This window comes from Enterococcus sp. AZ177 (genome assembly GCF_050544585.1).
Classification (GTDB): Bacteria; Bacillota; Bacilli; order Lactobacillales; family Enterococcaceae; genus Enterococcus_L; species Enterococcus_L plantarum.
Window position 1 is genome coordinate 1,228,828 of sequence record NZ_CP172944.1, and the last position, 14,871, is coordinate 1,243,698.

At 35.5% G+C, this 14,871-nt stretch carries 12 protein-coding genes, 1 pseudogene and 1 riboswitch; all 13 genes and pseudogenes read left to right on the top strand.

Going from position 1 to position 14,871, the window contains the following annotated elements; translation table 11 throughout:
- The first annotated feature begins 31 nt into the window (after nt 1-31).
- The 13 genes and pseudogenes from mutM (at nt 32) to mgtA (ending at nt 14,043) form a co-directional block, all read left to right on the top strand.
- Nucleotides 32-868, top strand: coding sequence for a DNA-formamidopyrimidine glycosylase (mutM, locus tag IGJ34_RS05995; protein ID WP_430598370.1), 837 nt, complete (start codon nt 32-34; stop codon nt 866-868).
- Nucleotides 869-871: 3 nt separating this feature from the next.
- Entirely contained in the window at nt 872-1,468 is a 597-nt protein-coding gene (coaE, locus tag IGJ34_RS06000) for a dephospho-CoA kinase (protein WP_111247320.1), read from the top strand.
- A gap of 250 nt (nt 1,469-1,718) precedes the next feature.
- Complete coding sequence (locus IGJ34_RS06005; RefSeq protein WP_069654542.1) at nt 1,719-2,948, top strand: nucleotide sugar dehydrogenase; 1,230 nt, start codon at nt 1,719-1,721, stop codon at nt 2,946-2,948.
- A gap of 46 nt (nt 2,949-2,994) precedes the next feature.
- Nucleotides 2,995-3,555 carry a pectate lyase-like adhesive domain-containing protein gene (locus IGJ34_RS06010; RefSeq protein WP_069654541.1) on the top strand — a complete coding sequence of 187 codons (561 nt, stop codon included), beginning with the start codon at nt 2,995-2,997 and terminating at the stop codon, nt 3,553-3,555.
- Between the two features lie 50 nt (nt 3,556-3,605).
- Nucleotides 3,606-5,234 (top strand): glycosyltransferase, encoded by a 1,629-nt coding sequence (locus IGJ34_RS06015; protein ID WP_430598371.1) that lies wholly within the window; start codon nt 3,606-3,608, stop codon nt 5,232-5,234.
- A 290-nt stretch (nt 5,235-5,524) separates the two neighbouring features.
- On the top strand, nt 5,525-6,010 hold the full coding sequence (nrdR, locus tag IGJ34_RS06020) for a transcriptional regulator NrdR (RefSeq protein WP_069654539.1): 486 nt from the start codon (nt 5,525-5,527) through the stop codon (nt 6,008-6,010).
- Between the two features lie 12 nt (nt 6,011-6,022).
- Entirely contained in the window at nt 6,023-7,429 is a 1,407-nt protein-coding gene (locus IGJ34_RS06025; RefSeq protein ID WP_430598372.1) for a replication initiation and membrane attachment family protein, read from the top strand.
- Nucleotides 7,429-8,358 (top strand): primosomal protein DnaI, encoded by a 930-nt coding sequence (dnaI, locus tag IGJ34_RS06030; protein ID WP_111247323.1) that lies wholly within the window; start codon nt 7,429-7,431, stop codon nt 8,356-8,358. Before IGJ34_RS06025 ends, dnaI begins: the two co-directional genes overlap by 1 nt.
- Nucleotides 8,359-8,514: 156 nt before the next feature.
- A complete protein-coding gene (locus tag IGJ34_RS06035; protein ID WP_430598373.1) occupies nt 8,515-8,985 on the top strand; it encodes a hypothetical protein in 471 nt (156 codons plus the stop codon).
- Nucleotides 8,986-9,006: 21 nt separating this feature from the next.
- Nucleotides 9,007-9,198 (top strand): annotated as a pseudogene (locus tag IGJ34_RS06040) (hypothetical protein).
- A 128-nt stretch (nt 9,199-9,326) separates the two neighbouring features.
- A riboswitch (M-box (ykoK) riboswitch) is annotated at nt 9,327-9,497 on the top strand.
- A 265-nt stretch (nt 9,498-9,762) separates the two neighbouring features.
- On the top strand, nt 9,763-10,617 hold the full coding sequence (locus tag IGJ34_RS06045) for an MgtC/SapB family protein (RefSeq protein WP_430598374.1): 855 nt from the start codon (nt 9,763-9,765) through the stop codon (nt 10,615-10,617).
- A gap of 29 nt (nt 10,618-10,646) precedes the next feature.
- Nucleotides 10,647-11,147, top strand: coding sequence for a GNAT family N-acetyltransferase (locus IGJ34_RS06050; protein WP_430598375.1), 501 nt, complete (start codon nt 10,647-10,649; stop codon nt 11,145-11,147).
- Nucleotides 11,148-11,382: 235 nt separating this feature from the next.
- Nucleotides 11,383-14,043: a magnesium-translocating P-type ATPase gene (gene mgtA, locus IGJ34_RS06055; RefSeq protein ID WP_430598376.1), complete on the top strand. Its 2,661-nt coding sequence runs from the start codon at nt 11,383-11,385 to the stop codon at nt 14,041-14,043.
- The last annotated feature ends 828 nt before the right edge of the window (nt 14,044-14,871 follow it).

Below are 14,871 nucleotides of genomic sequence, written 5' to 3' on the forward strand. Positions count from 1 at the left end.
TCGGTCTTTTTCTTCTAAGGAGAGAAGGAAATTGCCTGAATTACCTGAAGTTGAAACAGTCAGAAAAGGGTTAGAAAAATTAGTTGTTGGAAAGACGATCGATGAAGTGACGATTTTATGGCCAAGAATCATCGAGTCACCAGAATCAGAAGTTTTTGCGAACCAGTTGATGGGTCAAAAAATAGAAAAAATGGAACGTCGCGGTAAATTCTTGATTTTTAAGTTAACAAACTACGATCTGATTTCTCATCTACGAATGGAAGGGAAATATGAAACACATAAACCAGAAGAAGAGCGGAACAAGCATACACATGTGATTTTCACTTTTACCGATGGGAGTGAATTACGCTATCTGGATGTTCGGAAATTTGGTCGTATGGTCCTATTACCAAAGGATCAAGGGCAAAATTACAAAGGGATTTTAGCATTGGGACCTGAACCGATTCCATCTGAATTTAGTTTGTCAGAATTTCGAACAGGGTTAAAAAAACATCATAAAGCAATTAAACCGTTACTGTTGGATCAGCGTTTGGTAACAGGATTAGGCAATATCTATGTGGATGAAGCGTTATGGGAAGCAAAAATTCATCCCGAACAACTCGCAAACACACTAAAGCCAAAAGAAGTCGAACAATTATATTATGCAATTATTGATGTTCTAGGCCGTGCAGTTGAAGCAGGTGGAACAACGATTCGGACTTATTTAAATGCCTTAGGAGAAGCTGGAACATTTCAAATTTCACTAAACGTTTACGGTCAAACAGAGAAACCTTGTCCAAGATGTACAACATCTATAAAAAAAATCAAAGTGGCGCAACGGGGTACACATTTTTGTCCAAAGTGTCAAACATTGAAAGTGAGGAATTAACCAATGGGCATGGTGTTAGGACTGACAGGTGGTATTGCAACGGGGAAAAGTACGGTTGTATCTGTATTTAGGAGTCTGAATTTTCCGATTGTCGATGCCGATATCATTGCGCGGGAAATCGTTGAAGTTGGGAAGCCAGCACTAAAAAAAGTAGTGGCTGTTTTTGGTTCAGAAATCTTGAATAGAGAAGGGGCATTAAATCGAAAAAAATTAGGTGAGATTATTTTTTCTGATGAAAAAAAAAGAAAAAAGCTTAATGAAGTACTCTCACCATTTTTGAAAGAAGCAATTTTAACTGAGATTAATGACAAAAAAGATCAAGCACCATTAGTTATTGTGGATATCCCGTTATTGTATGAAGGCGGTTATGATGTGTTTGTCGATAAAGTAGCTGTGGTGTATGTACCAGAAGAAATTCAGCTAGTTCGTTTGATGAAACGTGATAATTTATCCGAAGAGCAAGCGCAACTACGAATCGATAGTCAATTACCTATAGAGGAAAAAAAACAAAAAGCAAATATCATATTCGATAATCAAAACAGTATTCTAGAGACAAAAAATAACGTACAAAAATGGGTGACGAAAAATATTTTTGGATAAAATAATGTAATTTATTTTTTGTTTTTTTATGTTATTTTAAAAATAATGAAAAACAAGATGAAAATAACGCGTAATAAACAATGTTTATTACGCGTTATTTTCTTTTAACCCTATTGTTGAACTGTAAAACGGACATTTTTATACATATAATAAAATAACATTTTTGTTGGTAGTAGCATAGACAATTGTGCTGAGTGTGTGTTATCTTTTGTGAGTGAAAAGATTGCAGAAAAGGATTGTGGAAAGTGAAATGAAAAAAGAAGTAGTAGTTATTGGGTTAGGGTATGTTGGATTACCAAGTGTCATCAATCATGTAAAAAAAAGACATAAAGTAATTGGATTTGATGTTGATAAACGAAAAGTGGACATGCTGAATAAGGGAATAAGTCCTCTTGATACAGTATCAAACGAAACGGTTCAAATGCTACAAGAAAAAGGAACGATTTTTACGTATGATGCGCAACAGATCGTCGCGAAAGATGTTTACATTATTGACGTGCCAACACCAATTGATAAAAATAAAATTCCAGATTTAAGTTATATCAAATCGGCAGTTGATTTGATTAAAAATAAAGTAAAAAAAGGGTCATTGATTATTTTAGAAAGTACAACGTATCCTGGAACGACAGAAGACTACCTCGTTGCAGAGTTTTCAAACCTCGATTACCAAATCGGAGTCGATCTTTTCATCGCCTATTCCCCAGAAAGAATTGATCCAGGAAATACCCAATCCCTTAGTGCAAAGATCCCAAGAATCGTTGCGGGCCATACAGATAAGTGCTTAGCTGAAGTGAAAGAGTTTTTTGGAAGCCATGTGTCATCCGTTCCCAACTTAAAAACAGCTGAACTCGCTAAACTATATGAAAATACATTTCGATTAGTGAATATCGCTTTAGCAGATGAACTTCAAAAAATTTCGGATAACTTAGATATCAAAGTAGGAGAAGTGTTGGAAGCAGCAGCAACTAAACCTTTTGGATTTATGAAATTTACGCCTAATTTAGGTATCGGTGGGCATTGTATTCCTGTAGACCCTTATTATCTGACTTGGCTGATGGCAGATCGGGGAGTTGAAACACCACTAATTGATACAGCTGGAAAAATCAATGATTCAATGCTTGATTATTATTTAGAGAAAATTAACCATCTTGCGTCTAAGAGCAAAAAAGAATTTACAGAGATGATTGTTGCTGTTATTGGTGTAACATACAAGAAAAATGTTGCAGATATTCGAATGTCTTCGGTTATTTCCTTGATAAAAAAATTAAAAGAGAAAAATATAACCGTTGTTGCTTATGATGATGTGATGCATCCGTATAGTGTGTCGACCGATGAAACAATTGTCACATTAGAACCGGATTATCAACAACTGACACAATATGATCTAGTAATTTATGCTGTCGATCACGATATCTATGAAGACAAGAAAAATATTATTATAGATAAGAGCCAATTATTTTATGATTTAACAACAGTTTAATGACTCCATTGATCATGGATTGTTCAAGTAGGAGGTAAGAAAAATAATGAATGATAGTTCAAGAAAAATCAGACGTAAAGAAAAACAACACGTTGAAAAGAATCGCTCAACGCAACTATTAAAAATAGTGCTATTACCATTGTTACTTCTACTTGCGATAATTTTCCTAATTTATGGTAAAAATAAATCAGATGATCTGTTTTTAAATGATACGTCAAATGAGCAAGAAGATTTTGTGGTCGTTAAGGAAAAGAAATACGCTGACATTTATACATGGGAAGAGTTAATAGCGGCTATTTCAAATAAAGAATTGACTGAGATCAATATTAAAAAAGATATTAAATTTCCTCAATCTCAAAAGCAACTGACATTAAATAAATTAACAAAAGTCCGTGAAGAGCAGGTTTTTCGCTATGATGATACCTTAAAAAAAGAGCGAAAGCAGACAATATTGATGGTAAGTGTACTCAAGCGTGATCTCAATAGAAAAGTGTTGATAAGTGGTGAAAAACGAAGCATTGAGTTGGGCAATGTAGAATTAGATTTGCCTAAAGGGTTAGACCTTGAATTCAAAGAGATAAAGTTAATAAGGAGTTATCGTTATTAGACGAAACATATTAGAACCATTGTACAATTGTTTTTTGAAAGGATGTTTTGATGAGAAAAGGATTTTTCTTTTTATTAGAATTCTTAGGCATAATTTTTTTGTATTTAATTCCTATTATCTCCATATCATATATTGCAGTATATGAGTTGCTTCATTTTTTTCACCCGTCAATTGAAAGTTTTATTCTATCAGGAAAGCTTCCGTTATTGGTCATGTTGATTGTTTTTATACTAGAACTCATTATTCATTTTAGGTTTAAACCCCAACAGAGAAAATTATTACGTGAATTAGGAATCAAACCGCAAGTTAGACGCTATAAAATAGGCTTTTGGGCAAATACTCGAAGCCAGAAGATCAAGCATACACTATATAATAAAAATGGTCTTTTGTTACTATTTACGCTTACTTCGATTCTTTCTTTAGGAGTTGTATGGTTTCAATTTAGATTGCCGAGTGGCTATCGTCATTCGTTGAGTGGGGTTGCGCCTTTTTTTACAATGAGTGGAGGGATTGCATTAGCTACGCTTATTTTAAGTACTCTATATACGCCATATGCATATGAAAAAGTTAGTCATCGAAAAATATATATATTAATGCCTATGTATAATGAACCAATCGAAAACATTAAAAACTCGTTTGAATCTATCCTAAATCAAAGTCTCCTGCCAACTGAATTAGTAGCTGTTGATGATGGCAGTTCACTTGTTGATTATTCAGAGGTTGCAGAAGAATATCGGAAAATTTTTGCTGAAAAAGGTGTTTCTTTTCAGTTTATTAAACAAAAAAATAGTGGAAAGCGAGCAGCTCAGTTAAATGCGTATAACCATTTAGAAATTTCCGATTTTCACAATGAGATTATTTTAACGATCGATAGTGATACTGTTTTTGATGAACATGCGATAGAACAAGGAATCATTCCGTTTGAAGATGAACGTGTATACTCTGTTGCGGGTGTGATCGTGACTAGAAATGTTACGGATAATCTTTTGACTGTGATCACAGATTTATTGGTGATTGGACACATGGTGCTGATAGAACGCTCAATGAATTCTATGTTCGGCAGCGTAGCCGTTAATAGTGGGCCAATTGCATTTTATAGAGCAGAGGTTTTAAATTTAGCGAAAAAATTAGGATATAAAAATGAAACATTTGGTCGTGTTAGAGTAGAATTTTCAGATGATAGTTTCTTGACTTTATCAGCGATGCTGTTGGGGCGAACTGTTGCTCAAATGACAGCCGTTTCATACACTGATTTACCAAATAAACTGAGCCATCATGTTAGACAACATCTCCGTTGGAGCAGAGGAAGTTTTATTCGAGGTTTTTGGCGTTTAGCTCTGTTTCCTGTTAGTAGTTTTGTCTTTTTTAGACAGTCATTTGGCTGGGCGATGTTTGCAGCGATGAATGTTATTAAATATCAATTGATTTATTGGGTATTTTTCGTAATGAGCGATTTTCCATTAATTTTAATTGCTCCTTTAGCTTTTAGTGCGGTTTATTCCTTGGCATATCTTTCAATTCCAAGGAACGATTTAGCAAAAAGGGACAAATGGATTGTGTTCTTTGCGTTTCCTTTTACTGTGTTATGGGCAATCTTCGTATTATCGCCTGTTCGAATTTGGGGGTACATCACCCATAGGAATACAGGATGGGGAACGCGAGACAAAATAGAACTATAAGATGACAATGAGGCTGGGACAGAAGCTTATTTCCGAAGGGTTTGCTTCTACTCCCACCGTTTATTCGTATTTAGGGTGTGATACAAAAGTGATTTTTACTTTTGTACTACACCTATATTTTTTTTAAAAGCAGAAAATCGTTCTAAAATTAGAACGCAACAATAAGAAAAAAATGGTTAAGAAGTAAACGTTAATGGCTGGTTTCTCAAGCATTTCATGTTATAATATAGGAAGTATATTAAAACGAAACGTTAAACATAGATATTATTAGATAAAATGAGGTGAACACTATGCGTTGTCCAAGATGTCATCATAATAATTCTCGCGTAATTGATAGTCGACAAGCAGACGATGGACGTGCAATCCGTCGTCGAAGAGAATGTGAAAATTGCAATTACCGTTTTACAACATTTGAACGAATTGAAGCAGCGCCATTGTTAGTCATCAAGAAAAATGGTGACCGAGAAGAATTTAACAGAGAGAAGATTTTACGTGGTTTGATCCGATCAGCTGAGAAACGCCCAGTTGCTATGGAACAAATGGAGCAAATCGTTGACAATGTCGAAAATAGAGTACGTAGCTTAGGCGAAAATGAGATTTCAACTACTCTAGTTGGCGAATATGTAATGGAAGATTTAGTGAACTTAGATGAAATCGCCTATATTCGCTTTGCCAGTGTCTACCGTCAATTCAAAGATATGAGTGTGTTCTTAAAAGAATTACAAGGAATCGTAGACAAAGCAAAATCTTCAAATCCAGACACAACCAATGATTAAGGAGGTCTTTCCTTGAAAGAGAATTGGAAAGAAGTCCATCCTAAAAGTATTTTTCAAGTAGCACTATCGTATCCGTTATCCAATCAAGAACAAGCAGTATTGACACTTTTATATCAACCAATTATTGGTGCCGAAGCTTTTAGTTTATACTTGACACTCCTATCCGAAGTGGAAGAGTCTGGTGTCAGTGAGTCACTTTTTCATGCTGATTTGATTACGATGATGGACATGAGTATCAAACAAATTCAAACAGCTAGAAAGAAATTAGAAGGAATCGGGTTACTAGGAACGTTTGTCAAAGACGATTCTGAACTTGGCGCACATTTTTTATACAGGTTGAATCATCCTGAAACAGCTGAACGTTTTTTTAAAGATGAAGTATTATCGTTAACCCTTCTAAACATCGTAGGACAAAGAAAATTGGACAAATTATTTGACCGCTTTAAACCAAAATTTATTAATTTGACTGGTTTTGCAGAAGTTTCAGCAAGCTTTAAAGAGGTGTATCAATTCAAAGAAGAACAAATCATTTCTCAAAGTAAGCTATTAAGCCAAATGAAACGATCTTTTAACGATCCAAGACCAGCACAAAAGCCAAGTGCAGTCAATGAAAGCTTTGATTGGGCATATTTTGTGCAAGGGATAGAAAAACTTGGAATCAAGTTGCCAGATAATAGTGTAGGATTCAAAGAAGAAGTATTTGTTTTCCATAACTTATTTGGCATTACAGAATTAGACATGATCGATTTTTGTTCTAAATCATTTGATTATTATACAAGTAAGATCGATGTAAAGGACTTTGAGCGAGTAGTCTATAGAACCTATGATCCTGATAAAAAGCAAAGACCAAGTGAATTTCAACGAAATGATTCGGTTGAGTTGTCTGCAGAAGATCAGCAGACATATCGGTATAACTCATTGAAAATGAACGGATTCTCTACACAAGACATTCAGATGATCATGGATAGTGAGAAGAATTTTCCGTTAAATTATTTAGAAGCACTAAAAAATGAACGTGGTGGGTATACAACCCCGCAAGAACGTTCACTGGTTAAATATTTAGTAAGTAAATCAGGACTACCGAACAGTGTAATCAATGTATTAATCAATTATGTTTATAATATTCAAAAGCAACCTACGTTGAAAGCTGATTATGTGAATCGAATTGCTAATGAATGGGCTCAAAGCGGTATTTTTTCACCAGAGAAAGCCATCGATCATGTACGCGAGTTAGCTAAAAAAGGCAAAGAACAAAAACAAACTAGGCAGAGATATGGACAAAATAATCGACCGATTCGTCAAGAAACATTACCAGATTGGGTAGATAATCCGGTTGAAGAGCAGAAACTATCTAAAGAAGAACAAGCACGACTAGACAAAGAAATTCAAGATTTCTTGAGTAAAGGAGGCGGCAATTAATGGAAGATGTAGGGAAAGAAATGTCAAAAATCATTCAAAACAGAGATATGAGTGAACGATATAATGAACTGGTTGAAGTTGTCCTTAAAGATACTGATGTACAGCAGTTCATCAAAGAAAATCGTGAACGATTGACGGACGATGATATTCGAAAAAGCTATTCGAAACTTTATGAGTTTGTTCAAGAAAAACGTAAATATCAATTAAATGACCCAACGATGATTGCTCCTGGATATGAGCCTCAACTAACCTTGAATTTCCATTACATCGATGTGACTTATGTACCTACAGAAGCGTTGATCGCGAAGCAAAAAGAAGATGAAATTCGCAAACGCGTCCGAGCAATGGATATGCCTAAAGATGTCCGAGAAGCTAGTTTGAATAGATTTGATACGGCATCTCAAGGTCGTGCTCAAGCAATGGCTGAAACTATGAAATTTTTAAACGAGTATACAACAAATCCAAAAGAATTCCATAAAGGCTTGTATCTTCAAGGTACTTTCGGTGTAGGGAAATCGTTCTTATTAGGTGCAATTGCGAATAGTTTAGCTGAGCGTGGTTTTGTAACAACCATTGTCCATTTTCCGACCTTTACAGTTGAAATGAAACAGGCAATTGGTAAAGATATGGTTGGACCTAAGTTGGACGCTGTCAAGAAATCACCTGTTTTGATGATTGATGATCTAGGGGCAGAATCAATGACTTCTTGGATTCGAGATGATGTATTAAGCGTTATTTTACAATATCGTATGCAAGAACAATTGGTAACGTTCTTTTCATCGAACCTTGATTTAAAAGAGCTAGAGAAACATTTATCCGTGACCCAGCGTGGAGAACAAGAACCCTTAAAAGCTCGTCGTATCATGGAACGAATCCGTTACTTGGCTCAAGAAATTACAATGTCTGGTAATGATCGAAGAAATGGATAGAGCTGACTTTTCCGACTGCTGTATAGGTTGAGTATAGGTGACTGAAGTGTGTGATACTTCAGTTGCTTTTTTAATTTTTCTTAATACTAAATGCTCGTAATGGACTATGCAAGAGTCTAGCGTTTATAATAAAGTATCAACAATGGAGGCGTGTCTATGAAAAAAATTACTATAACATTTGTAACGGTTATTGCATTGATTTCTTTAGCCGCATGCACACAAAATAAAACCGACTCGTCAAAAGTAAGTGAAAAAACGTCAATGAGTAGTGAGAAAGACCAAATGATCGATGAAACCTCAACTATGAAAGATCAAGAAAAATCTCAATCCATTTTTACAGCTATTTTAGTTGAAGATGCTAAAAAAAATGATACAGTAGATCAATCGACTCGTTTGGTTCTAAAAGAAGTCGAAGCAGTGGAAGATCCAGAAAAAATGATTGGTATGATGAAAAATGATGGTGTTATTTTGAATGTCACAACGGAACAATTAGCAGATGGACTCACAGAAAGTAGTTTAAAGACTGGTGATAAAATCCAATTTACATTAGTCGGTTTACCAGCAATGACTATGTCGATTCCACCACAAGTTGTTGGGAATTCAGTAATAAAAGTTGAAAAAATTTAATCATTTTGAAGTCGATAATGTTTGAGGTTGGTACAGAAGTGTTTAACTCCGAGAAATAAGAAGGAATTTACGAAAATTGCTCTTCAAATTTTTGTGACCAAGTAGGTACTGTACAACATCAACTTGTTCCTTGTTGTGTTTTACAGCAATTTCGGCTTATTTCCGAAGGAGTTGCTTCTGCGCCCACCGTTTATTCGGTTACTAAGAGCCTGAAACATAACGTTTTTAGTTATGTCCCAGGCTCGTCATTTTTGTTTTTTATAGAGTAAATAATTATTTTTTCAAAAAAAGCATTGACATTTGTTTTATAACGATGGTATAGTTTCACCTGTAAGATAACTAAATAGATTTGTTAGGTGAGGCTCCTATACAAACACAGGCTACTGCCCAAAAACATCGAGAGATGCCAATGGGTAGAACAGGGATTGTCGATTACAAGGCTTTTCATAAGGTAGCTAAAAGCTCTGCTTTTTACGTTGTATAGTGCCAAAACTCAACGACTAGATCATACAGGCTTTTTTTTGTGCGCTTATTTATGACCTTCCGCTGAGTTTTGGCGGAAGGTTTTTTGCTGTGAATCACTACGATTGGCCAAAGGACAGAGTAGATGATGAACAGTACTTGGCGAACGAAGAGAGAGAAGTAACCGAAATACTGAATCATGGCATATCGATCCCCCATCTCTGGTCCTAAAAACCAAAGTATAAAAAGAAAAGACAGAGTAGATGATGAACAGTACTTGGCGAACGAAGAGAGAAGTAACCGAAATACTGAATCATGGCATATCGATCCCCCATCTCTGGACTTAAAAGCCAAAGTATAAAAAGGAAAGACAGAGTAGATGATGAACAGTACTTGGCGAACGAAGAGAGAGAAGTAACCAAAATACTGAATCACATCATGTCATTTCGAGCATACCAAACACTAACAACAAATCTAAGAAAGGAGCAAGCTTATGAATTTTTAATCAACATTATGTCCAGCATTTTTGCAGGAATGATTATTGGAGCAGAACGGCAATGGCGAAAAAAACTAGCTGGAATGAGAACAATGACCTTGGTAACATTTGGTGCATGTCAATTCGTTTCTTTATCCACTTTGATTCAGGATGATAGCAGTCCTACAAGAATAGCCGCTCAAGTAGTCAGTGGTATCGGATTCCTTGCTGGAGGCGTAATTTTGCGAGAAGGCTTTAGCGTAACAGGTATCAATACTGCCGCGACCTTATGGTGTTCAGCTGCTGTTGGAAGTTTGATCGGAGCGGGGTTTGTGATCGAAGGAATAAGTTGCGCAGTTGCTTTGATGCTCGTTAATATTTTGCTGAGGAATCTATCGTTTAAAATGGACAACTTGGCTGTCCAAAAAGAAGACGAACAAGTAGAGTCGATTCACTATCTTTCGGTTATTGCTAGTAATACAAGTGAAGTCATGCTTAGAACTGAAATTATTCAGTTACTCGATAAATATTGTTTAACCTTTACTAAATTCTCTTGTACCGATTTAGCAGGACAAAAAGTAAGACTATTCTTAGAAATCGAAGCGACAAGAAATGGCGTATTAGCAGTCAATACGATTATTTCAGAATTGTCTCAACTATCAGAAATCATAGAAATCAATCAAATGAGCAATTAAAAGAATGGAGGAATCAAAATGGTAAAACAGTGAAGGTCAACGTAATTAATTGGAATAGTGAAGAATATTGGAGAGGTATTTTTTTAAGAAACAAGCTACTTAAAACCAGTGCTGGAAAGGAATGGATCAAAGAATTGCCTATTCATGAAAAATACGACCTCCATATAGCTGCTATGATTGACGGGGAAGTTGTAGGGACGTTACTTCTTTCAAAAAGAAGCCGCACGATGGCTCAGATCAAGCAAGTTGCGATTGATGAGTTGTACCAAGGATTTGGGATAGGAAAACAATTACTTGAATTTGCAGAAAAAATAGCAGAGCTGATGAACTTTCAATCTGTATTTTTAACTGGTCGTAAACAAGCTTGGGGCTTTTATGATCATTTTGGTTACCAACGTATAAGTAGCGCATACTCAGATGGGGATGTGATCTTAAAAAAATTTAAGAAAAATCTTTGCACAAAAAAGAACACTCGGAATTTCGGTATTATCAAACATATCACGCTAAAGGAGATGGAAACAAATGGATGACAGTAGTCAGATGATTAAGGGCTCATGGATAAAGAAATCTGTTGAAGAAATTATAATTATTATTGTCTATTTGTTTCTAGGGCAAAAAAGCAATTTCCTCCGCTAACAGATTTTCTTTTATCTATCAGTCCGATTCCTAAAATAGAGAGAACACAATGAGATTGTAAAGGATGATCGTTTGTATTAGACTATCCTACATTTCATTAATCAGAGTTTTAGAAAGAAGGAGAAATACATGGATAAAAGAACAGCATTAACTGAAAAAAATAATCAGTCATATGAATATTTTGCACGGAACTCAGCCGAAAATATCATTACCTTTTTCAACTCTTCCAAAATAGGACTATCAAACCAACAAGCGGTTTTATCAAGAGAGGAATTTGGTGAAAATACAATTACTCACGGCAAAAAAACACCGCTATTCGTTGAAATAATCAAAGCTTATTTTACGCCATTTACAATTGTTTTGATCGCACTTGCTATTATTTCCTTTATAACAGATTATGTTATTGCACCACCAGCAGATCGTGATCTTATAGGTGTACTTATCATCATGGCGATGGTGTTGATCAGCGGTACAATGACATTGATTCAATCGGTTAAATCAAATCAAGCAGCAGAAAAATTGAATAACATGGTAAAGATTACGGCAACCGTTGTCCGTAGAAAAAAAGAAGTAGAACTTCCAATAGAAGAAATCGTCTGTGGCGATATCATAAAATTATCTGCAGGTGATATGATTCCAGCTGATATCCGTTTAACCAAAACAAAAGACTTATTTGTGTCTCAATCTGCAATGACGGGCGAAAGTTATCCAGTTGAAAAAAGAGCAGATTACAAGTTAAAAGGAAACAGCGTGGAAACAGAATATGAAAATATTGTTTTTATGGGCAGTAATGTTATTAGCGGTAGTGCAGAAGGAATTGTTGTTTCAGTAGGAGATAACACTCTTTTTGGAAAAGTAGCACAAGATGTTTCAGACAAAAACCCTCAAACAAATTTTGAAGTCGGCATCAGCAAAACTTCATGGTTGTTGATTCGATTTATGTTAGTCATGGCGCCAGCAGTATTTTTAATTAACGGATTAACAAAAGGTGATTGGTTTGAAGCGTTTCTTTTCGGGTTGTCTGTAGCGGTGGGGCTAACACCTGAAATGCTGCCGATGATCGTGACGACGAATCTTGTTAAAGGCGCTTCAAGTATGGCTAAAAAAGGCACAATTATCAAAAATCTAAACGCGATTCAAAATTTTGGTGCAATTGACGTTTTATGTACAGATAAGACAGGTACATTGACTCAAGATAAGATTATTTTAGAGTATCATTTAGATTGTGATGGCAAGGAAGATAGCCGAGTGTTGCGCCATGCATTCTTTAATAGTTATTATCAAACAGGCTTGAAAAATTTAATGGATGTCGCAATTATTGACGCCGCAAAAGAAGAATTATCGATCGATTCTTCTAAATACAAAAAAGTAGATGAAATTCCTTTTGATTTTAAACGACGTCGTATGAGTGTTGTGATCGAAGATACATCTGGCAAAACGCAAATGATTACAAAAGGTGCCGTCGAAGAAATGTTAGAAATTTCAAGTTTTGTAGACTATCAAGGAACCGTGACGCCTTTAACAGAATCACTTAAAAAAGAAATTTTGAAAACCGTTGAAGAATTGAATGAAGACGGGCTACGTGTGTTAGCTGTTTCTCAAAAAACAAACCCAGCGACCATTGATGAGTTTTCTGTCTCAGATGAAAATGAAATGGTTTTAATTGGGTATCTTGCATTCCTTGATCCGCCAAAAGAAACAACAAAAGCTGCATTGGAAGCGTTGAAAAAACATGGGGTTGGGGTCAAAGTATTGACTGGTGATAATGCTCTGGTGACGAAATCAGTTTGTAAACAAGTTGGACTAGCAAATGAAGAACTGATTACAGGGAATGAAATTACTAAAATGAATGATTTTGAACTAAAAACGATTGCTGAAAAGTATAATATTTTTGTGAAATTGACACCTCAACAAAAAACGCGGATCGTTCAAATATTAAGAGAAGCTGGCCATACCGTTGGTTTTATGGGAGATGGGATCAATGATGCCCCAGCAATGAAAGAAGCTGATGTTGGTATTTCTGTCGATACGGCGGTTGATATTGCAAAGGAATCGGCAGATGTTATTTTACTTGAAAAAGACTTGATGGTCTTGGAACGAGGGCTATTAGCAGGAAGAACGACTTTTGGTAATATCATGAAGTATGTCAAAATGACGGCGAGTTCTAATTTTGGTAATATGTTTTCAGTTGTAGTAGCAAGTATCTTTTTACCGTTTCTACCTATGTTACCGTTACAACTACTCTTTTTAAATTTGATTTATGATATTTCATGTATGTCAATTCCTTGGGATCATGTAGACGATGAGTACCTAGAGCAACCTAAAAAATGGAACGCTTCAAAGATTGGTTCATTTATGAAATGGTTGGGCCCTACAAGTTCAGTTTTTGACATTACGACTTATTTGTTAATGTATTTTGTCATTTGTCCTCAACTAGTTGGAGGAAACTACCATGATTTAGATCCAGCACAACAAGCGACTTTTATTGCGATTTTTCACGCTGGTTGGTTTATAGAATCTCTTTGGTCACAAACGTTGGTGATTCATACATTGCGAACACCTAAAATTCCGTTTATCCAAAGCAGAGCGTCGTTTATTTTAACGACTATTACGTCTTTAGGAATTGCGGTTGGAACGATTTTACCGTTTACAAGTTTTGGACAAAGTTTAGGATTAGCTGAGCTGCCGTTAAATTACTTTGCTTGGTTAGGTTTAACAATAGTGTCCTATTTATTCCTAGTCATGATCGTAAAAAAATTCTATGTCAAACGATTTGGGGAATTACTATAAGATTGAGTAAAAGATTGAGTCCAATTGATTTTGGATCTCAATCTTTTTTCTGATTAGCCGCATATCTTTTGCTAAAATAAAACGTTGCGTTATCATAAAGAGAAGGAAAATAAAAAAGAGTGTTTTTTGTTTGACCTTTACTGACTAAATGAGTATAATAACGATATAAGGTCAAAATTAATCAGACCTTATGCTTTTTTATAAGTTAAAAGTACTATTTATATAGTAGAAATTAAAGAGCTTATTCAGCTTTAACAATTATTTAGCTACGCAGGCTAGCTCTTCGGAAAAAAGATAAAATCTAAATGAGGCAACAAGCACCTCAGTCAGATTTTCCTATTTTTCTGTCAGAGCTGTACGAGCCCGCTCCGCTTTAACATTATCTAGCTACGCAGGCTAGTTCTTCGGAAAAAAGATAAAATCTAAATGAGGCAACAAGCACCTCAGTCAGATTTTCCTATTTTTCTGTCAGAGCTGTACGAGCCCGCTTCGCTTTACATTATCTAGCTACGCGGGCTAGCTCTTCGGAAAAAAGATAAAATCTAAATGAGGCAACAAGCACCTCAGTCAGATTTTCCTATTTTTCTGTCAGAGCTGTACGAGCCCGCTTCGCTTTACATTATCTAGCTACGCGGGCTAGCTCTTCGGAAAAAAGATAAAATCTAAATGAGGCAAAAAGCACCTCAGTCAGATTTTCCTATTTTTCTGTCAGAGCTGTACGAGCCCGCTCCGCTTTAACAATTATCTAGCTGCACAAATCAATCCTTATGAAAATAGACAAATTACCAATGAAATAAAGAACGTTTCAATGTTAATTTCCTGATTTTC

Bases quoted from the DNA above. Each gene is read 5' to 3' on its own strand.
- coaE (WP_111247320.1), top strand. From the start codon at position 872: ATGGGCATGGTGTTAGGACTGACAGGTGGTATTGCAACGGGGAAAAGT.
- IGJ34_RS06005 (WP_069654542.1), top strand. From the start codon at position 1,719: ATGAAAAAAGAAGTAGTAGTTATTGGGTTAGGGTATGTTGGATTACCA.
- IGJ34_RS06010 (WP_069654541.1), top strand. From the start codon at position 2,995: ATGAATGATAGTTCAAGAAAAATCAGACGTAAAGAAAAACAACACGTT.
- IGJ34_RS06015 (WP_430598371.1), top strand. From the start codon at position 3,606: ATGAGAAAAGGATTTTTCTTTTTATTAGAATTCTTAGGCATAATTTTT.
- nrdR (WP_069654539.1), top strand. From the start codon at position 5,525: ATGCGTTGTCCAAGATGTCATCATAATAATTCTCGCGTAATTGATAGT.
- dnaI (WP_111247323.1), top strand. From the start codon at position 7,429: ATGGAAGATGTAGGGAAAGAAATGTCAAAAATCATTCAAAACAGAGAT.
- IGJ34_RS06035 (WP_430598373.1), top strand. From the start codon at position 8,515: ATGAAAAAAATTACTATAACATTTGTAACGGTTATTGCATTGATTTCT.
- IGJ34_RS06045 (WP_430598374.1), top strand. From the start codon at position 9,763: ATGGCATATCGATCCCCCATCTCTGGACTTAAAAGCCAAAGTATAAAA.
- mgtA (WP_430598376.1), top strand. From the start codon at position 11,383: ATGGATAAAAGAACAGCATTAACTGAAAAAAATAATCAGTCATATGAA.